Origin of the sequence: Oceanobacillus saliphilus, from assembly GCF_023522835.1 — a bacterium.
GTDB classification, from domain to species: domain Bacteria; phylum Bacillota; class Bacilli; order Bacillales; family Amphibacillaceae; genus Oceanobacillus; species Oceanobacillus saliphilus.
This window is the reverse complement of the sequence record NZ_JALCZU010000003.1, coordinates 148,893-169,609: the sequence shown is the minus strand read 5'-3', so window position 1 is coordinate 169,609 and position 20,717 is coordinate 148,893. Positions and strand designations below refer to the sequence as shown.

General features: G+C 40.4%; 19 protein-coding genes. 18 read left to right on the top strand and 1 reads right to left on the bottom strand.

Annotated elements, in window-relative coordinates:
• The first annotated feature begins 12 nt into the window (after window positions 1-12).
• The 10 genes from MN204_RS07045 to MN204_RS07000 all read left to right on the top strand — a co-directional run bounded on the left by MN204_RS07045 (window position 13) and on the right by MN204_RS07000 (window position 10,759).
• Window positions 13-1,326 (top strand): sigma-54 interaction domain-containing protein, encoded by a 1,314-nt coding sequence (locus tag MN204_RS07045; RefSeq protein ID WP_249870397.1) that lies wholly within the window; start codon window positions 13-15, stop codon window positions 1,324-1,326.
• A 199-nt stretch (window positions 1,327-1,525) separates the two neighbouring features.
• Window positions 1,526-2,701: an acyl-CoA dehydrogenase family protein gene (locus MN204_RS07040; protein WP_249870396.1), complete on the top strand. Its 1,176-nt coding sequence runs from the start codon at window positions 1,526-1,528 to the stop codon at window positions 2,699-2,701.
• 17 nt (window positions 2,702-2,718) lie between these two features.
• Window positions 2,719-3,519 (top strand): 1,4-dihydroxy-2-naphthoyl-CoA synthase, encoded by an 801-nt coding sequence (gene menB / locus MN204_RS07035; protein WP_249870395.1) that lies wholly within the window; start codon window positions 2,719-2,721, stop codon window positions 3,517-3,519.
• 14 nt (window positions 3,520-3,533) lie between these two features.
• On the top strand, window positions 3,534-5,168 hold the full coding sequence (locus tag MN204_RS07030; RefSeq protein WP_249870394.1) for an AMP-binding protein: 1,635 nt from the start codon (window positions 3,534-3,536) through the stop codon (window positions 5,166-5,168).
• A gap of 22 nt (window positions 5,169-5,190) precedes the next feature.
• A complete protein-coding gene (locus MN204_RS07025) occupies window positions 5,191-5,937 on the top strand; it encodes an SDR family NAD(P)-dependent oxidoreductase (protein ID WP_249870393.1) in 747 nt (248 codons plus the stop codon).
• 35 nt (window positions 5,938-5,972) lie between these two features.
• A complete protein-coding gene (locus MN204_RS07020) occupies window positions 5,973-7,166 on the top strand; it encodes a thiolase family protein (RefSeq protein ID WP_249870392.1) in 1,194 nt (397 codons plus the stop codon).
• Between the two features lie 20 nt (window positions 7,167-7,186).
• Window positions 7,187-8,044 carry a 3-hydroxyacyl-CoA dehydrogenase gene (locus MN204_RS07015; RefSeq protein WP_249870571.1) on the top strand — a complete coding sequence of 286 codons (858 nt, stop codon included), beginning with the start codon at window positions 7,187-7,189 and terminating at the stop codon, window positions 8,042-8,044.
• Window positions 8,045-8,048: 4 nt separating this feature from the next.
• Window positions 8,049-9,221: an acyl-CoA dehydrogenase family protein gene (locus MN204_RS07010; RefSeq protein ID WP_249870391.1), complete on the top strand. Its 1,173-nt coding sequence runs from the start codon at window positions 8,049-8,051 to the stop codon at window positions 9,219-9,221.
• A complete protein-coding gene (locus MN204_RS07005; RefSeq protein ID WP_249870390.1) occupies window positions 9,211-9,990 on the top strand; it encodes an enoyl-CoA hydratase/isomerase family protein in 780 nt (259 codons plus the stop codon). Before MN204_RS07010 ends, MN204_RS07005 begins: the two co-directional genes overlap by 11 nt.
• 16 nt (window positions 9,991-10,006) lie before the next feature.
• Entirely contained in the window at window positions 10,007-10,759 is a 753-nt protein-coding gene (locus MN204_RS07000) for an SDR family NAD(P)-dependent oxidoreductase (RefSeq protein WP_249870389.1), read from the top strand.
• A 48-nt stretch (window positions 10,760-10,807) separates the two neighbouring features.
• Here the strand turns inward: MN204_RS07000 and MN204_RS06995 are convergent, their stop codons facing one another.
• Window positions 10,808-11,677, bottom strand: coding sequence for a LysR family transcriptional regulator (locus MN204_RS06995; protein ID WP_249870388.1), 870 nt, complete (start codon window positions 11,675-11,677; stop codon window positions 10,808-10,810).
• Window positions 11,678-11,888: 211 nt separating this feature from the next.
• Here MN204_RS06995 and mmgD point away from each other — a divergent pair, with 211 nt between their 5' ends.
• The 8 genes from mmgD (at window position 11,889) to MN204_RS06955 (ending at window position 20,689) form a co-directional block, all read left to right on the top strand.
• A complete protein-coding gene (gene mmgD, locus MN204_RS06990; RefSeq protein WP_438804689.1) occupies window positions 11,889-12,995 on the top strand; it encodes a citrate synthase in 1,107 nt (368 codons plus the stop codon).
• A 63-nt stretch (window positions 12,996-13,058) separates the two neighbouring features.
• Complete coding sequence (locus tag MN204_RS06985; RefSeq protein WP_249870386.1) at window positions 13,059-14,492, top strand: bifunctional 2-methylcitrate dehydratase/aconitate hydratase; 1,434 nt, start codon at window positions 13,059-13,061, stop codon at window positions 14,490-14,492.
• A 15-nt stretch (window positions 14,493-14,507) separates the two neighbouring features.
• Entirely contained in the window at window positions 14,508-15,416 is a 909-nt protein-coding gene (prpB, locus tag MN204_RS06980) for a methylisocitrate lyase (protein ID WP_249870385.1), read from the top strand.
• 450 nt (window positions 15,417-15,866) lie between these two features.
• Window positions 15,867-16,478 (top strand): TetR/AcrR family transcriptional regulator, encoded by a 612-nt coding sequence (locus tag MN204_RS06975; RefSeq protein ID WP_249870384.1) that lies wholly within the window; start codon window positions 15,867-15,869, stop codon window positions 16,476-16,478.
• 5 nt (window positions 16,479-16,483) lie between these two features.
• A complete protein-coding gene (locus MN204_RS06970; protein WP_249870383.1) occupies window positions 16,484-17,251 on the top strand; it encodes a 3-hydroxyacyl-CoA dehydrogenase in 768 nt (255 codons plus the stop codon).
• Window positions 17,252-17,271: 20 nt separating this feature from the next.
• Window positions 17,272-18,423 carry a thiolase family protein gene (locus tag MN204_RS06965; protein ID WP_249870382.1) on the top strand — a complete coding sequence of 384 codons (1,152 nt, stop codon included), beginning with the start codon at window positions 17,272-17,274 and terminating at the stop codon, window positions 18,421-18,423.
• A gap of 24 nt (window positions 18,424-18,447) precedes the next feature.
• Window positions 18,448-19,584 carry a CaiB/BaiF CoA transferase family protein gene (locus MN204_RS06960; protein ID WP_249870381.1) on the top strand — a complete coding sequence of 379 codons (1,137 nt, stop codon included), beginning with the start codon at window positions 18,448-18,450 and terminating at the stop codon, window positions 19,582-19,584.
• A gap of 124 nt (window positions 19,585-19,708) precedes the next feature.
• Window positions 19,709-20,689, top strand: coding sequence for an NAD(P)H-dependent flavin oxidoreductase (locus MN204_RS06955; protein ID WP_249870380.1), 981 nt, complete (start codon window positions 19,709-19,711; stop codon window positions 20,687-20,689).
• Window positions 20,690-20,717 lie beyond the last annotated feature (28 nt).

The following is a 20,717-nucleotide window of genomic DNA, read 5'->3' as shown; positions in this document are numbered from 1 at the left end:
TAGGTGATTATAATGCAGAAAGAACTGGATCGTTTAGGCTTAACAGATGATTGGGGAGCCATAAAAACGGACAAAAATCAAAAAGTATTATTTGTTAGTTCCACGTTCTGTAATAAATTCTCTAAACACGAGAAAGATTTGATTGGAGTCTCCATTCATTCCATCATCCATCGCTCATCATCCTATGAAAAGCAGAAAATCAGTTTTGCTACTGTATTTGGGCATTCCTGCTTAATCAAGGTGTATCCCGAAAATAGTGGCTTTTTATATAGAATCTTAATTAGGCAGGAAGATATTGCCCCTTCAGAAATAGTTTCGTTTCTCAATTCTATCGATTCCCAAAAGTATAAGAAAAAGTCGATCAAGAAAAATCGCTATAGCTTTGAAGATATTATTGGAGAAAGTCCAGCTATACAACGTGTTAAAGAATTAGCTGCTAAAATATCATACAATAATTCTACGATTCTATTAACCGGTGAAAGTGGCACAGGTAAAGAACTGTTTGCCCAGGCCATTCATGGTTTAAGTGGCAGGAGCCACTCACCGTTTATAGCTGTAAATTGTGTAGCTATTCCCGATGAATTATTTGAGTCTGAACTTTTTGGATACGAATCGGGTGCTTTTAGTGGTGCCAAAAAAGAAGGAAAGCCAGGTAAGGTGGAACTGGCCCAGGGGGGTACGTTATTCCTTGATGAAATATCCGAACTCACCTACCAATCACAAGGGAAGTTGCTGCGAGTCTTGCAGGAAAGAGAAGTGGAAAGACTCGGTGGAACAACACGTAAGCAGGTAAATATTCGTATTATAGCTGCCACAAACCGAGATCTTAAAGAACTCGTGAAAAAGGGAGAGTTCAGAGAAGATTTGTTTTTCAGGCTGTATGTATTTGATTTGCAAATTCCTCCACTTCGTAAAAGGAAAGAAGATATTTTACAATTGGCATATGAATTTGTTGATTATTACAATGAGAAGTTCAACAAAGAAGTAAATTTTATTGACTCAAAACTGGAGGAGTGGCTTTTGAACTATCATTGGCCTGGCAATGTCCGAGAGTTAAAGTCTAGTATTGAACGAGGCATGAATATAATTGAAGGAGATACACTGACTGTGGATATGCTCTATCTTACTTCAAGTGCACCTGAACCGATGCAAAAAGTGGAACCATATGTTATTGAAAGCTTGGAGCATGAAGTCCGAAAAGCAGAAATACAGGCAATCCAACAAGTATTAAAAGAAACAAATGGTGACAGGAGTTTAGCTGCCCAGAAATTGAATATTCATATTGCCAGTCTCTATCGTAAAATTTCAAAGTATGGATTAAAGTGAATCGTATGTTGATGCGAGCAAATCATTATTCTTGATTTGCTCGCATTTAGCATGTAAATAAAATAAATTCGCAATAATAATTCGCAAAATTAAGAATGATAATCCAATTGCGAATAAAATTAATTGCCATTGCCTATTTATGACGTAACTAATGTTGGCATGAATTTTGCAACTATAAAGAAGAAAGGGAGGGAACTGAATGCTTAACTTTTCATTTACAGAGGAGCAAGAAGATTTTCGGAAAATCTTAAAGAAATTCTCATTAGAAGAATTGCTTCCCAACTATACGAAATGGGATAGGGAAATGGTTACACCAAAACATTTATGGAGAAAACTAGGTGATTTAGGTGTTAATGGACTAAGAATTCCCATTGAATATGGTGGAAGTGGAGCAGATTGTGTAACAACAGGTATAGCTGCTGAGGAAATCGGAAGAGGTGACTTCAATCTCACCTATGCGGTCATGTTGAATTCCCTAATTGGTGAAATTATCAATAATCATGCACGAGAAGAATTGAAACAGGAATGGCTGCCACAAATTGCAAGTGGCGAAAAGATTGTAGGTATTGCCATTACAGAGCCTGCTGCAGGAACGGATGCTGGTGGAATTCAATCGACTGCAATACGTAAAGGGGATGTTTATGTATTAAATGGAGAGAAATCTGGCATCAGTGTAGCAACGGCAGGGGATGCCTTTATCATCTTTGCGAAAACAAATCCGGAAGCTGGAAATCGGGGAATCAGTGCATTTATTGTCCCGTCTGATCTTCCAGGAGTGGAATGCAGGGGTTATGAGGATATGGGAAATATTCCAATCGGCAGAGGTTCCATTTACTTAAATGATGTAGAAGTACCAGAGGAATACTTAATTGGCCTTGAAAACAAGGGATTCTCACAGGTGATGAATGGTTTCGATCTTAGTCGATTACTAATTGGGCTACAATGCATTGGTGCAGCAGTACAAAGTCTGGATGAAACAATCGAACATGTGAAAACAAGACATTCCTTTGGAAAACCGCTTGCAAAGAACCAGGGTGTTTCTTTTCCAATTGTTACGCATTATACACAGCTGGAAATGATCAAGTGGCAGGCTTACCGGGGGTTATGGCTTCGCGATCAAGGATTGAAACATACGAAAGAATCGGCTTCCGTAAAATGGCTTGGCCCGAAATGCAGTCAGGAGGCTATCCATGAATGTCTATTGCTAAATGGCCATTACGCCTATACGAAAGAAATGCCACTTGAACAGCGGCTTCGTGATGTCATCGGGCTTGAAATTGGAGATGGAACTGCACAGGTAAATCAGATGGTAATTGCCAATGATATTATCGGAAAAGAGTTTCGTTCTTATGAAAGCGCTGTATCAAACAAATAATGGATGGAGGAAAAGTAATGGAACTGACAGATGTACTTTATGAAAAAGTAGATGGGATAGCCAAAATTACCATCAATCGCCCACAGGTCTATAATGCATTCCGTGCAAAGACAATTGAAGAGTTAATCTGGACATTCCGTGATGCTTGGGATGACAATCGGATTGGCGTCGTAACCTTAACAGGAAGTGGTGAGAAGGCTTTCTGTGTCGGTGGAGATCAGAAGGAAAAGGGAAATGAAGGAGGTTATGATTACTCGGGCGGTTTAGGAGGAGGTATTGGACTTGAGGTAGAGAATTTACACCAGACGATACGTAATATCCCGAAGCCTGTCATTGCATCTGTGAATGGATTTGCAATCGGCGGTGGGCATGTTCTGCATGTGATTTGTGATCTAACCATTGCGGCAGATACAGCAAAATTTGGTCAGAGTGGTCCGAAAGTAGGCAGTTATGATGCTGGTTTTGGCTCAGCCTATTTAGCAAGAATCGTTGGAGAAAAGAAAGCAAGAGAAATCTGGTACTTATGTGAGCAGTATACAGCAGAGGAATGCAAGGATATGGGGTTAGTAAACAAAGTAGTTCCTGCTAATCAGTTAGCAGAAGCAACGGATGAATGGGCCAGAAAAATACTAGAAAAAAGTCCAACAGCATTAAAAATGCTCAAGTATTCGTTTAATGCAGATTCTGCAAATATCCAAGGAATATCTCAACTCTCGATGGGGAGTTTGGCAATGTTTTATAATACGCCTGAATCGGAAGAAGGAAAGAATGCTTTTCTGGAGAAAAGATCTGTTGACTTTCAAAAATTCAGAAAATAATAGGAGGCTAGTAGATGAAATTCGAAACCATTTTAACGGAAGATTATATCCGGGAGTATCAGGATCTTTGGCCAAATAAGACAATCTTGGATTATTTAAATAAAGCAATTGAAGAATACCCTGATAAAGTAGCGATCATCGATAAGAAAAGCCGTTATACGTACAAAGAGCTGGGTAAACTTGTTGATCGGGTCGCATTGGGTCTATTGGAATATGGTTTAGGAAAAGGGGATGTCATTTCACTCCAATTACCAAACTGGAATGAATTTATTATCCTTCATTATGCTGCAACAAGGATTGGAGCAATTACAAATCCATTAGTACCTATTTATCGTGATAGGGAAATCAATTATATGGTTAATATGGCCGAATCAAAAATGATTGTGGTTCCAGATACGTTTCGAAATTTTGATTATCCGGAAATGATTGAACGTCTCCAGCCAAAATGGCCTTCCATGGAAAGTGTATTTGTATTGGGTGAAAATGTACCATCGGAAATGAATCCGCTTACAGTGTTGTTTGAAGAACCATGGGAGGAAAAGGTAGACAAAGCAATACTCGATGAAATAGAAATGGATCCAAACGACATAACAGAAATCATTTTTACCTCAGGCACTACCGGTGACCCTAAAGGAGTTATGCATACACATAATACATTATGTGTATCGACAGACTACTGGATTGATAGATTACGTTTGAGTAAAGATGATGTTATGTTTATGGCTTCCACTTTCGCACACCAGACTGGATTCGGATATGGCGTTAGACTGCCCACTCATATTGCAGGTACAGCAGTTTACCAGGAAATATGGAACCCGCATGAATTTGTAGAGCTAATAAAGAAAGAAGGAATAACCTTTACAGCATCTGCAACACCATTTCTTCAGGATACGATTCAACTGGAAGGAATTGAAAAGGAGGATATCCGTTCATTCCGCACATTTGTTGCACTTGGTGCTCCCCTTCCAAGACCGCTTGTAAAAGAAGCCAATAAAAAAGTAGATTTTAAAATAATTGCAGGCTGGGGTCAATCGGAAAATGGCCTGGTAACATTAACTGCTTTGGATGATTCAGATGAAAAGTTAACGACGACAGATGGTTTCGCTTTCCCGGGAATGGAAGTTAAAGTTGTCGATTCCAATGGAGAAATCTGCCCTCCGAACGTTGAAGGGGCATTACTCAGCAAAGGACCTGCACAATTTATCGGTTACTTGAAGCGGATGGATATAACAAGAGCTGAACATACAGACGACGGCTGGTTTATTACTGGTGACCGTGCAGTCATGGATGAGGATGGTTATATTCGAATTACTGGAAGAAATAAAGATATTATCATCCGGGGTGGCGAAAATATCCCTGTTGCATATGTAGAAAATATCCTACATGAAAATCCAGATATATCTGTTGCGCAACTGATTGCAATACCAGATAAGCGACTTCAGGAGAAAGCCTGTGCAATTGTTAGTATGAAACCGGGAAAAGAGCCACTAACTTTTGAAAAACTAAAGGATTTTTTGAAGGGAAAAGGAGTGGCAAAACAGTATTGGCCGGAACGCTTGGAGATTGTGGATGATTTCCCCCGTACACCAAGTGGTAAAATTCAAAAGTTTCGCCTGAGAGAAGAATTGAAGGAATCTATTGATCAATAAAAATTAACAAAGGAGTTTGGATATGACAAAACAAGTAGCTTTTGTTACAGGAGCAGGTAGTGGGATTGGTAGAGAGATTGCCAGAACATTAGGTTCAAAATCGATGCGTATTATTGTTGCGGATATTAATATGGAAGGTGCTGAGAAAACAGTAGCTATTTTAAAAGAAGAAAATGTGGAGGCTCTTGCGGTCTATTGTGATGTAACTACATTGGAAAGTGTACAGGAAGCAGTGAAGGAATCCTTAACCCACTTTGAAACGATAAATGTTTTAGTAAATAATGCTGGTTGGGATAAAGTAGAACCTTTCCTGAAAAGTGAACCGAGTACATGGAAAACGATCGTTGATATTAATTTAATGGGGCAAATTCATACGTGCAAGGAAATACTGCCGATTATGATTGAAAATGGCTCTGGAAAAGTAGTTAATATTGCATCGGATTCTGGAAGAGTCGGTTCAAGTGGTGAGGCGGTCTACTCTGCAGCTAAAGGAGGAATTATTGCGCTGACAAAAACTCTTGCCCGAGAAATGGCGAGACATAAATTAAACGTTAATTGTATTGCCCCAGGTCCAAGTAATACACCGCTTATAGCAGAAATTGGTTCATATAATCAAGGGATTGTTCAGGCATTGGAAAAAGCAATTCCATTCAGAAGGTTGGCGGAAGCAAAAGATATTGCGAATGCCGTTGCATATTTTACCTCACCTGAAGCTGACTATGTAACAGGTCAAACATTATCGGTAAATGGCGGGTTAACCATGGTATAGGCAATTACTAGTTTAAATTGGAAGGGGTGGACTTTATGGCGGCTGTATATTTGATAGATTCTATAAGAACAGCTATCGGGAAAATGGGTGGCGCATTGAAAAATGTACCAGCAGATTTTCTTGCTGCAAAAGTAATTGAAGAAATCATTGATCGAACGGAAGTTGATAAGCGTTTGGTAGACGAAGTCATACTTGGACATACGAAGCAAAGTGCAGACAATCCAAATATCGCAAGACTTGCTCTCTTGCGGGCAGGTCTGCCTGTGGAGGTGCCGGGATATACGGTACAACGGCAATGTGGATCTTCCCTTCAGGCAATAAATAATGCGGCACTCCAGATAAACGGAGGTGTTGGCGATATGATTATTGCTGGTGGTGTGGAGTCTATGAGCACTGCACCTTTTTATATCCGTCATGCGAGATATGGTTTGGGGACAGGATCCACTCAATTATTGGATTCCAATACGGAAAGTCAGCTCCGATCACAACCAATGGAAGAATATGGAGAACTGACAATGGGATTAACAGCTGAAAATCTGGCTGAAAGATATCGGATCTCCCGAAGTGAACAGGATGCGTTTGCATTCAGTAGCCAGGAGCGGGCAAGTCAGGCAATAAATACGGGTAAATTTGAAAAAGAGATTGTCCCTTATGAAGTAAAAGAAAGAAAGACAATTAACATATTTAAGACGGATGAACATCCACGTGCAACCAGTCCTGAAAAACTTAGTACGTTAAAAGCGGTTTTCAAGGATAATGGTACCGTTACTGCCGGTAACAGCAGTGGCAGAAATGATGGTGCATCAGCTGTTTTGCTTATGTCAGAAGATGCGGTACAAAAACATGGTGTTAAACCAAAAGCAAAAATTGTATCGCATGCTGTCAGTGGCGTTTCACCTCAAATCATGGGCATTGGCCCCGTAAGCTCCACCCAAATTGCCTTAAAACGAGCCGGTTTGACATTGGATGATATCGGACTAATAGAGTTAAATGAAGCTTTCGCTGCCCAGTCTCTAGCTGTTATGAATGAATTAAAGCTGGATCTGAACAAAGTTAATGTGAATGGAGGAGCTATTGCTTTAGGTCATCCTTTAGGTGCTACTGGAGCCATTTTAATGACGAAACTGCTTCACGAAATGGAAAGAAGTGGAGAAAAGTATGGACTTGTAACATTGTGTATTGGCGGAGGCCAAGGGATAAGTACGATTATTGAAAACTGCCAGGTGTAGAGGGGGAATTGTTCGTGGTGGTGAATCATATTGGAGTTATCGGAAGTGGAACTATGGGACGTGGTATTGCATATCAGGCAGCATTATCCGGATATGATGTTATCTTGCAGGATATTTCCAAAGAGGCTATTGAACAAGCAAAGAATTACATTCATGACCTGGCAGCTAAAAGCGCTGAGAAAGGTTACATTAAATCTGATCAGCAAGAGTTAATCCACAGTAATCTCGTCTACACGACAGATATAAGTGTGGCGGTGAAAGAGGCAGATGTGGTTATTGAAGCTGTTTTGGAAAAGATGGATCTTAAAATAGAAATCTTTAAACAGGTAAATGAATTTGCCCCGGCTCATGCTATTTTAGCTACCAATACATCAACAATGAGTCCGACAGAAATTGGAGCTACTACAAAACATCCGGAAAAATTTGTGGCGATGCATTTCTTTAACCCGGTCCACCGAATGAAACTGATTGAAATTATCCGGGGAATGGATACTTCAGATGAAACAGTGAAGATTATTAAGTCTGTCGCAGAAAGAATGGGAAAAGAATCTGTAGAAGTGAATGAATTTCCTGGTTTTGTTACGAGCCGGATGAATTGCATCATTGGTAATGAAGCGATGAACATGCTTATGGAAGGAGTCGCTTCTGCTGAAGATATTGATAAAGCGATTAAGCTCGGTCTGAACCATCCAATGGGTCCGCTTGAGATGGCTGACCTGGTTGGACTGGACAGCAGGCTGCGCAATATGGAATATCTCTATTACCATTTAGGAGAAAAATATCGCCCATCACCATTACTTACGAAATATGTGAAGTCAGGCAGATTCGGAAGAAAGTCAGGACAAGGAATTTATGACTATAGCGCAGAGAGGAGTTAGGATAATGAATTTTGAATTACCAGAGGATATTCAGTCGCTAAAAGAAGGTATACGTGATTTCATTGACAAGGAAGTAGAGCCACATGCAATGACCATTGAAGAGATGAATGAGATTCCGGATCATATTATGGAAAAGTCAAAGCAAATGGGTTTATTCGCACTAAGTGTTCCGGAAGAATACGGTGGTCTTGGATTAAGTATGCTCGGAAAATGTGCGGTTCTTGAAGAAGTTGGCAGAACACATAATGGCTATACAACGGTTATTGGAGGACATACCGGAATTGGTGGAGTCGGTATCGTAGAAATGGGAACCGAAGAACAGAAGCGTAAATATTTGCCAGGGATGGCTTCAGGAGAACGGATTGGTGCATTTGCCCTGACCGAACCAAGTGCAGGATCACATGCATCCAATCTTAAAACGACAGCCGTCAAAAAAGGAGATAAGTACATCCTTAATGGTAGCAAGCATTATATAACCAATGCTCCGATAGCTGATATATTCACAGTAATGGCAGTCACAGATCCATCCAAGGGGGCTAAAGGGATCACTTCGTTTATTGTTGAAAAAGATACTCCCGGATTTCAAATTGGTGCAGTTGAAAAGAAAATGGGACTACATGGCTCTCATTCATCGGAAATATTCTTTGAAGACTGTGAAGTACCTGAAGAGAACGTCTTGGGGGAAGTGGGACAAGGGTATATGAATGCCCTGAAGATCTTAGCAAATGGACGTGCGGGAATGGCTGCAAGAAATCTTGGGTCCAGTGAAAAGCTGCTGGAAATGTCCGTTGATTTTGCCCATAACCGGATTCAGTTTGGTAAACCTATCTTTGAACAGCAAATAATCCAGCACTATATAGCTGAAATGGCAATGGAAATAGAAGCACTTCGCTCCTTTGTGTATCGTGTTGCATCCATGGTGGACCAAAAGAAGAAAGTGATTAAAGAAGCGGCGATGGTTAAATTAATGGGATCAGAGACATATAACCGAGTGGCTGATAAGGCACTCCAGATTCATGGAGGGATTGGCTATATTTCTGAATATCCAATTGAACGCTTCTATCGTGATGCTCGAATTACAAGAATCTATGAAGGAACCTCGGAAATACAGAAAAATATCATTGCAGCGCAAATACACAAAAACTATGAAAAAGGAGGTGTACGACATGGAATATGAAACTATTATTCTTACAAAGGAAGATAAAGTTGCAACCATTACGCTGAATCGGCCTGAAGTAAGAAATGCATTGAATGGCAAAACCGTTCAGGAAATTTCAGCTGCTTTGGAAACTATTGAGAAGGATGATAACATAGGCGTCATAATCTTTACCGGTAAAGGGGAGAAATCCTTTGCTGCAGGAGCCGATATTAACCAACTGACGAAACGTTCATCAATGGATGCCTTTGCTCCTGGAAGTATGACCGATGTCTACCGAAGAATAGAAAACAGTAAGAAAGCAACGATTGCAGCGATTAATGGATATGCTCTTGGGGGTGGATTAGAGCTTGCATTAGCCTGTGATATTCGAATTGCCTCGGAAAATGTAAAATTAGGGCTCCCGGAATTAAATTTGGCTGTCATTCCTGGAGCGGGAGGAACCCAGCGGCTTTCCAGAATAGTTGGTAAGGGAAGGGCATTGGATATGATCTTGACAGGGGAGTTTTTAGTAGCTGATGAGGCAAAAGCAATTGGCCTGGTATCGTCCATTGTGCCGCAGGAAGTTCTACTTGAAAAAGCAAAGGAAAAGGCGGATCGTATAAATCAAAAAGGACCTATCGCCGTACAAATGGCTAAGCTTACTGTCAATAAAGGCCATGAAGTTGATATGGACACAGCCTTAATGATTGAAAACCTAGCCCAGGCTGTACTATATGGAACAGAAGATAAAGTAGAGGGAACAACAGCATTTCTTGATAAGCGGACAGCAGTTTTTACAGGGAATTAAGAAGGAGTGCACTACAATGGATCTTGGAATAAAAGGGAAAAATATACTCATCACCGGAGCAGCAAAAGGAATCGGTCGTGGCATTGCCCTGGCAGCTGCCAGGAATGGAGCAAATATAGCAGTACACTATCTTGGATCAGAGGAAGCGGCATTTCAAACAGCTGAGGAAATTAAGGTATTAGGTGTAGAAGCCATTACCGTGAAAGGTGATATCGCCAGTTTCAAAGATGTTCAAAAGATGAAAGAAATACTAGATCAAGACTTCGGCTCCATTGATGGGATTGTAAATAATGCTGGCTGGGCGCAAATGAAACCGTTCTTTAAATATGAACCAGAGGAATGGCGGCGGGAAGTGGATGTATGTTTTAATGGAGTATTAAACCTGGCGTATACCTTCGTACCAGATATGAAGAAAAACAATCAAGGAAAGCTTATCAATATCGTTGGGGACTCAGCAAGAACCGGTGACAGAAACTTAATTGTTTCTGCAGCTGCAAGAAGCGGGGCCATTAGTTTTATTAAATCGCTGGCAAAAGAAGTTGGCAGGAATAATATTCAGTGTAATACCGTTTCACTTGGGCTGATAGATCAGGGCACATTCGACTTTGATGAGGAAACGATGAAGAAGCTTGTGAAGCAGTATCCTCTTCAACGACTCGGCTCTGTTGATGATGTTACAGGGATGGTGTTGTTTCTATTAGCGAATGCATCGGATTGGATAACCGGGCAGGTGGTTAGTGTGAACGGTGGGCATAGTATGTTGGGGTGAAGAGGATAAAGTTAGAGAATCAGCGAGGATGCTGATTCTTTTTTCCATTTATAATCTTTTTACATCCAACGTCCGGATAAAACGAACAAATGCATGAACAATATTCATCCTCAATGATTCTTCATGATAATACATCCATGTTTTACGTGTAATAGGATTACCTAAATGATTATATATAGGTTTAGTGATAAGTTCGGGGTGTGGACGGACCACTAAGTCTGCCAAAATAGCATATCCCAACCCATTGATAACCATCTCTTTACATGTTTCTACTTGATTGACTTGAATATTTATATTGGGACTTTGCTTATAATTATTGTACCACCAATGATCTACGAGATTTTTCATTCGTTCATCCGTAAAATAATCGATACGCGGTAATGTAGGAAGGGATTCCCATTCGAAATTCCATGGAGATGCGATGCAAATATTCTCTTCATAGAGTAATTCTTTTTGCTCCTTCCAGGGGTAGTCACCTTTGATAAAGCTAATATGTACATCATTATTCAAAATTAACCGATGCATTTCACTACTCCATCCAGAAACAACTTGGAATTCCACGTTTGGATATTCTTTTTTAAATAAACGTAGCAATTTAGGCATTTTATTGAGAGCAAAAAAATTAGAGACTCCCACTCGAAGTGTTCCAGCGACTTGTTTTCCCATATTATTTAACTTTTCTTCAATTTTTCTTTGTTCATTTAGCATATGTATCGCATGCTCTGCAAGCTTTTCACCTTCTGGGGTAAACGTGACCCCTCTTCGCTTTCTCATAATAATTTGTATATTGTAATAGTCTTCTAATTTCTTTATGCGAGAAGTCAATGTGGGCTGTGATAAAAATAAACGTTGTGCTGCTTGTGTGATATTCTCTGTAGAATATAATGTTGCAAGCATTTCCCAATCTTGATAATTCATTACAAACACTCCTTCGTTTTGACAAATTTAAATGGAGTAAGCAAACAGGTATTGATAAAATCTATGGCTAATTATAAATATTATATATTTTCCTAATCTTCAATTCAATACTATAATAGAAATAGTTATAAATATGGTAACGCTTTCTCTGTGTTTTTAGTTGAAGACTTAGCATCATAAGATACCTCATAAAGATTAAATAAGGAGGATTTTGATGAAAACAGTAGACAAGTATTTTCCGGGTTTAGAAGGGGTTATCGCATCAGAAACAGCAATTTCTTTTCTTGATGTGGAACAAGAGAAAATCATTATTAAAGGTTATGACCTGATTGACCTATCGAAAGAAAAGGAATATGTAGACATTGTCAACCTATTACTGGAAGGGACCTTACCGTCAAAAACTGACAAAGTGGCTTTGGAAGAAAAATTAAGTTCAAATTATGATGTGCCCGCCAGTATATTTGATGTCCTTCAATTATTACCGAAACAGACGCACCCGATGGATGGAATGAGAACTGGAATATCCGTGCTTTCTGGTTACGATGAAAATATAGATAATCGCTCACTAAATAAAGAGAGAGCATATCAACTTTTAGGGAAACTCCCAACCATTACTGTGAATAGCTACCGAATTATTAATGAACAAAAACCTGTATATCCGCAGAAGGATCTTTCATATAGCGCTAACTTCTTATATATGATCACAGGTGAGAAACCAACCGAACTAGAGGCAAAGATTTTTGACCGATCGCTTCTTTTATACAGCGAACATGAAATGCCTAATTCAACCTTCACGGCAAGAGTTATTGCATCTACCCAATCTGATATTTATGGTGCTCTGACCGGTGCGGTTGCCTCTTTGAAAGGAAGTTTGCATGGTGGAGCGAACGAAGCTGTTATGTATATGTTGAATGAAGCTAATTCAGTTACAGAATTTGAAGATTTACTGCGAGAAAAATTACTGAATAAAGAGAAAATTATGGGATTCGGTCACCGTGTCTACATGAAAAAGATGGATCCAAGAGCACTTATCATGAAAGAATCCTTAAAGCAATTATGTGATAAAAAGGGCGATTATTTGCTGCTGGAAATGTGTGAGGCGGGCGAAAAGATAATGGAGCAGGAAAAAGGACTATACCCAAATTTAGATTATTATGCAGCACCTGTTTATTGGATGCTAGGAATCCCAATTCCATTATATACGCCAATTTTCTTCAGTGCGAGAACAGTTGGACTATGTGCCCATGTTATAGAACAGCATGAAAACAATCGATTATTTCGCCCTCGAGTAAATTATACTGGTGAACGATATGTGTAAGGAAGGTATACTGTAATTTTCAATTAATTCAAAAATGAAACATAAAGAGAAAGGGAGATAAACATGTTAAAAGTGGAGGAACGGCAGAAAACAGATGCCCTTATAGAGGAAATTACTGACTATGTACTAAATAAAGAAATAACAAGTGAGGAAGCTTTTACAACTGCGCAGTATGTATTAATCGATACCCTTGGGTGTGGAATTCTGGCGCTCAGTTACCCTGAATGTACAAAATTACTAGGACCAGTTGTACCGGGTACAGTTGTCCCTAATGGAAGTCGCGTTCCAGGAACTTCTTATGTACTTGATCCAGTACAGGGGGCATTCAATATTGGGGCGATGATTCGCTGGCTTGATTATAACGATACATGGCTTGCTGCAGAGTGGGGGCATCCATCTGATAACTTAGGAGGGATATTGGCAGTAGCTGATTATGTCAGTCAGCAACGTATTTCCAAAGGTCAAGAGCCCCTTAAAATGTATGATGTGCTGGAAATGATGATAAAAGCACATGAGATTCAAGGGGTTTTAGCACTAGAAAACAGTTTAAACCGTGTAGGGTTAGACCATGTGCTATATGTAAAAATTGCAACAACAGCGGTCGTAACAAAGATGTTGGGTGGCGGAAGAGAGGAAATCAACAATGCATTAACGAATGCCTGGATCGACAATTCCAGCTTACGCACGTACCGACACGCACCTAATACCGGGTCCCGCAAATCTTGGGCTGCTGGGGATGCAACGAGTAGAGCCGTTCGTTTGGCAATGATGGCGGTAAAAGGAGAAATGGGTTATCCTACTGCACTAACTGCACCGGGATGGGGATTCCAGGACGTGTTATTTAACAAACAAAGCTTAAAGCTTAGCCAACCGTTAGATAGTTATGTAATGGAGAATGTATTATTTAAAGTTTCCTACCCAGCAGAGTTCCATGCGCAAACGGCTGCAGAGGCAGCAGTACAATTGCATCCAGATGTAGTAAATAGGATAGATGAAATTGAAAAAGTAACGATTACTACCCATGAATCAGCTATCCGAATCATTGATAAGAAAGGACCTTTAAACAATCCAGCCGATCGTGACCATTGTCTTCAATATATTACAGCAGTGGGACTTTTAAAAGGCGATATTCGAGCTGAAGACTATGAAAATACAGCGGCAGCAGATCCTAGAATTGATTTATTGAGAGATAAAATGGTTGTTGTGGAAAACAAACAGTACACGAAAGATTATCTAGATCCGAGCAAGCGCTCAATCGCAAATGCAGTTCAAGTTCAATTTAAGGATGGGTCTGCAACTGAAAATGTAGATTGCGAATATCCATTGGGACATCGGTTCCGTAGAGAAGAAGCAGTTCCGAAAATTTTAGAAAAGTTTACGGCCAACCTGGCTACACATTATACAGAAAAGCAACGTAAGAGAACAGAAGAAATAAGCAATGATTATCAAAAGCTTATCAAAATGAATGTTAATGAATTTGTTGAATTATTTATTTAAGGAGGACCAACAAGTATGGCATGGATAGTAGATCAGCAATCAACGCAAAAGGAATTAGCAGATCAATTTAAGGAGCTTATACAGTTAGAAACTATTTTACAGATCCCCGGTGCACATGATGCAATGGCCGCACTGGTCGCAAAAGATGCTGGATTTTCTGCCCTTTATTTATCTGGTGCAGCATACACCGCTAGTCGCGGTTTGCCAGACCTTGGTATTGTAACATCAACCGAAGTTGCCGAACGAGCCCGAGATCTCGTTCGGGCTACTAATTTACCTGTACTCGTTGATATTGATACAGGATTCGGAGGAGTACTTAATGCTGCACGAACTGCCCGTGAAATGGTAGAAGCCAATGTAGCAGCTGTACAAATTGAGGATCAACAACTGCCAAAAAAATGCGGCCATCTGAATGGAAAACAGCTTGTTACAACAGAGGAGATGGCACAAAAAATTAAAGCTATCAAAGAGGTAGCCCCATCCTTAATTGTTGTAGCACGTACTGATGCTAGGGCGGTTGAAGGGATAGAAGCAGCTCTAGAAAGAGTGCAAGCATATATTGATGCTGGTGCGGACGCTATTTTCCCAGAAGCATTACAAAATAAAGAAGAGTTTCGATGGTTTGCAGATAAGGTAAAAGTACCTTTACTTGCGAATATGACGGAGTTTGGCAAGACGCCGTTTATAACAGCAGATGCCTTTCAAGATATGGGATTCAGTATGGTCATTTATCCCGTTACATCGCTTAGGGTAGCAGCGAAAGCATATGAGCGTATTTTTAGTTTGATTAAAGAGCAAGGATCTCAAGAAGATGGGGTTTCTGATATGCAGACGCGAAAAGAGCTTTATAAGACGATTAGTTATGATGCGTTTGAGGAGTTGGATGAGAGTATTGCGAAGACGGTGTTGGTGGGGGATGAGTAGGACGTAATAATCATGTGAAATTACTCATTTCACATGATTATTGGAAGTTTGAACAAATTTGGAGAGTCATTGACCTTAAAGTTGATGATTCTTTTTTGTCTCTTAAATATAATCTGGTGAAAATATGTTCAGATATATAGGAAGTCCATTCACGTAATCCTGTCTATCACCGTCAATACATTGTTCCACAATAACTTGAATTACTAGTTGCAAAAAAATTTACCAATAGATCAAAGAAAATATATCTATAAAAAACGATAACTGTTATATATTCTTTCGTTAAATCAGTGAATATTATTCACTGACTTCTGTTGTTTTTGAGAGTCTATTACAGATTAAAATTAGAATTAAATTATACCGATCCTCCCCACATACTTGACATTCAAAAACCTACCCCATAGAATAAATGTAATCGATTTCAAAATAATAAGAAGATTTGGAGGTGGCCCCTTGTCTTTACGAGAAAAAAAGACAGCAAAGAAAAAAGAAGAGATTATTAGCACTGCAGTAAGTATCATCGCCGAAAAAGGCTACCAGCGAACGACAATGGAAGACATTGCCTCACGACTCCTCATGACAAAAGGGTCCGTTTATTACTACTTCAAAGATAAACAGGATCTGCTTTTTCAAAGCCACCAATTGCTGCTCGAACGCAGTATTGAAAACATACATGACATCCAACAACTAGACATACCCATTACAGAAAAACTAAAGCAATCAATGATGGCGCATATTGATCATTTAATTAGCGAAAAATCAGGTTTCGAGTTGATGCTCAAGCCGGAGCAGTATTTTTCTGATTATCAACTGCAGGAGATTCAAAAGCTACGGGAAGATTACAGTCGTTGTTTCGATCAGCTAATCGATGAAGGTATCGAAACAGGTATTTTCGTATCACTGGATAGAAAAATCGTCCGCAATCTAGTACTTGGGGCAATGAACTGGATTACGCAATGGTATTCATCGGATGGAAAACTTGGGAAAGAAGGGTTGTCCGAAACGATTTCTGATTACTTAATGCGTATTCTTATCAAAAAAAAAAATGAAGAAGGGTTAGGGTGAAATCTATGAATCTGGAAAACTGTGTTGTGGTTATTACAGGAGGGGCATCTGGACTTGGAGAAGCCACAGCCAAAAAGATTGTTGCCAGTGGGGGAAGAACAGTATTGCTTGATCTGAACGAAGAAAGAGGTATTAGCTTAGCTGAACAGCTAGGTGAAAATGCAATCTATATTAAAACCGATGTTACTGATGAACAAAGTGTAGAGCATGCGCTCAATGAGGCAATTCATTTATATGGCTACATTAATACGGTTGTTAACTGCGCAGGTATTGCCATAGCAGAAAAGACTTACGGCAAAAAAGGCAGCCACCACTTAAATACCTTCTCCAAAGTCATCCAAATTAATTTAATCGGTACATTCAATGTTATTCGTCTTGCAGCTGAAAAAATGGTCACAAATGAACCGAATGCTAATAAAGAGCGGGGCGTAATCATCAATACTGCATCTGTTGCCGCCTTCGAAGGACAAATTGGCCAGGCAGCATACAGTGCCTCCAAAGGCGGAGTATCAGCCATGACATTGCCGATCGCACGAGATCTTGCCCCACTAGGGATAAGGGTAATGGCAATCGCACCTGGTCTATTTATGACACCGATGTTTGAAACCCTTCCAGAAAAAGCCCAGGAAGAATTAGGGAAGATGACACCATTTCCATCGAGACTCGGTAAACCCGAGGAATATGCACAGTTAGTCCAAAGCATTATCGAAAACCCCATGCTTAATGGCGAGACAATTCGCCTTGATGGCGCAATCCGAATGCAACCTAAATAATATAAGAAGGAAGTGTGTATATGAGAGAAGCGGTAATTGTTGAAGCAGTTCGTACACCGGTAGGAAAACGAAATGGGGCATTGAGCGAAATCCGTGCGGAAGACTTGGCGGCCAAACCTTTAGAAGAAGTAATAAAGCGCGCGGGTATTTCGGCAGAGCTGGTTGAGGATGTCATTATGGGATGTGTCACGCAATCTGGGGAGCAGGCTTTTGATATCGGCAGACAAGCAGCTTTGATTGCAGGCTATCCTGTAGAAGTTCCCGGGACAACCATTGACCGGCAGTGCGGATCAAGTCAGCAGGCAGTCCATTTTGCTGCACAGGCGATAATAAGTGGAGATATGGACGTGGTTGTTGCAGCTGGGATTGAAAATATGTCTCGTGTGCCAATGGGGTCAAATCAACAGGGTGTAAAGCTGAGTAAGGCTCTGACTACGAAATACGAAATCATTAATCAAGGACTCTCTGCGGATCGAATAGCCAGTAAATGGGGAATCAGCAGGGAGGAAATGGATGCGTTTTCGATTCAGAGTCATGAAAAAGCGATTGCGGCGAGAAGCAATGGACATTTCGAAAAGGAAATGATGCCTTTAACTATCAATCGTGCTGATGGTACGCAAGCCATTATTAAAGAAGATGAAGGTCCTCGTAATAATTCCTCCATGGAAAAGCTTGCAAGTCTAAAGCCTGCATTTAAAGAGGACGGAACGATTACAGCGGGGAATGCGAGCCAAATCAGTGATGGAGCTGCGGCTATTCTTCTTATGTCACGCGAGAAGGCGGAAGAACTTGGTTTGAAACCGAGATTTCGGGTACTTGCAAGAACCGTTGTAGGGTCGGATCCGACGTTAATGCTGACAGGGCCAATTCCTGCAACAGAGAAAGTATTAAAGAAAGCTGGACTGAAACTCCATGATATCGATGTTTTCGAAGTCAATGAGGCATTTGCTTCTGTCCCAATAGCTTGGCTTAAAGAAACAGGTGCAGACCCGGATAAGCTCAATCCAAATGGTGGAGCAATAGCGCTTGGGCATCCTCTGGGGGCAAGTGGTGCGAGGCTGATGGTAACGATGATGCATGAACTGGAGCGGACAGGTGGCCGGTACGGATTACAGACAATGTGTGAGGGGCATGGCATGGCCAATGCAACCATTATAGAAAGATTGGACTGATCCAATCGGAAAGGAGGTGCCTCATTGCCATTACATTCTATTCGTGTACTTGATCTGAGCCGATTGCTCCCAGGCCCATACTGTACAATGATGCTTGCAGACTTTGGTGCGGAAGTGATCAAGGTGGAAGATCCTGTTGCAGGAGACTATTTAAGAGATTTCCAGCCGAAGATTGATGAAGATAATGCATTTTTTCATTCCTTGAACAGAAACAAAAAAAGTATCTGTCTGGATTTGAAATCTGAAAAAGATAGAAATCATTTCCTGATGCTCGTCGAAACTGCTGATGTCGTCGTTGAATCCTTTCGTCCTGGAGTCATGGAAAGGCTCGGTTTGGACTATGAAACAATGAAAGATATCAACCCTGGAATCATCTATTGTGCGATAACTGGATATGGACAAACAGGTCCGTACAAGGATAAACCAGGGCATGATATCAACTATTTAAGTGATGCAGGTTTGTTGCATATGATGGGTGAAAAAGATGGTAAGCCAGTGATCCCTGCAACGCAAATTGCAGATATCGGCGGCGGGGCTTATCCGGCCTTAGCAGGTATCCTATTGGCATTGCTGGAACGGGGAAAATCAGGAAAAGGCCAGTTTGTTGATGTTGCCATGCTTGATGGTGTCGTTTCTTGGATGCATATGCTTTTGCCAAGTTTTTTTGCAGGTCAGAATGTAAATCGTGGCGAAGAATTGCTCAATGGTGGGTTTGCATGTTATCAAGTATACGAGACAAAAGATCAGCGGCACCTTTCAATGGGAGGAATCGAACTTAAATTCTGGGCAGCTTTTTGTGAAGGAATAGGTCGTACGGATTTTATTCCTCTCCTGGATAAGCCGGTACATGTTCAAGAACAATTAATAGAGGAAATCGGAAAAATTATTGCTAGCAAAACACTTGAAGAATGGTTGAAAATCTTTTCTGAAAAAGATGCATGTGTTACAGCCATTCAGACATTGGATGAGGCAGCAAAAGACCCTCAAATCATGGCAAGAAAAATGATTCAAACCGTTCAGCATCCACAATTGGGAAATATGAAACAGATTGGAATACCAATTAAGCTATCAGAAACGCCAGGGAGAATACTAACGAATGCTCCAAAACGTGGGGAACATACGAATGAGATACTCAGAGAAATTGGTGCAGTAAAAAGTTAAAAGAAATTATTCTGTCGTTAAATATCAGATTTTTTAAAATAGATAATCAGATAGGATTCTTAAAAACATTGATCAATAAGGCAGATTCTATTTTAAATCCAAGCCAAAAAGGAGTTTTAACCAAATGCAACTAAATGATATAAAGCGAAAGCTCACATTACCCGTCATCATGGCTCCGATGTTCCTCATATCGAATCCGAAAATGGTAATCAGTGCTTGCGAATCAGGCATTATTGGTTCGTTTCCGGCTCTCAATGCCCGTACAAGGGAAATACTTGATGCGTGGATGGGTGAAATCAACTCGGCGTTGGAACAAAAACGAAGGGAAAACCCGGAAAGTGAGATTGCACCTTGGGCAATTAATTTTATAAGCCATAAATCAAATAAACGATTTTATGAAGATCTGGAACTAATTCAAAAACATCAGCCTCCGATCGTTATTACATCCCTCGGAGATCCAAGTCCTGTCGTTGAAATTGTCCATGAATATGGTGGTGTAGTGTTGTCAGATGTCATTAATATAAAATTCGCCAAAAAAGCATTGGAGAAAGGAAGCGATGGTCTCGTTCTTGTTGCGAATGGTGCGGGAGGTCATGGAGGGACACTTAACCCGATTGCTTTTGTACATGAAATACGAAGCTTTTTCAATGGTCCGATAGCACTTGCAGGGGCGATGTCAAAGGGACAGGATATTCTTGCGGCAGAGATTTTAGGTGCGGATTTTGCGTATATGGGGACACATTTCATCGCCACAAAAGAGAGTGGAGCGAGTAAGGAATATATTGAAACAACGATTGAGTCAACCATTGATGATATTATCTACACGCCAGCCTTTAGCGGTATCCCGGCCAATTATCTTATACCTAGTATCGTGAAGTCGGGTCTGGATCCCGCCAATCTGCCACAGAAAGGAAAGGTTGACTTCTCTGAACTTGGAAATCCGGATATTCGTGCATGGAAAGATATATGGGGTGCAGGTCAAGGGGTCGGTGGAATAAAAAAATCCCAGTCGGTTGCAGAAATTACGAAAGAGCTGCTCGAACAGTATCGCACTGCACAGGGAAAAGTGGCAACAAAATATAAGGAGCTAGCAAATAGCAAATAGCAAATAAATCAAAACAAGTGAGGTGGCA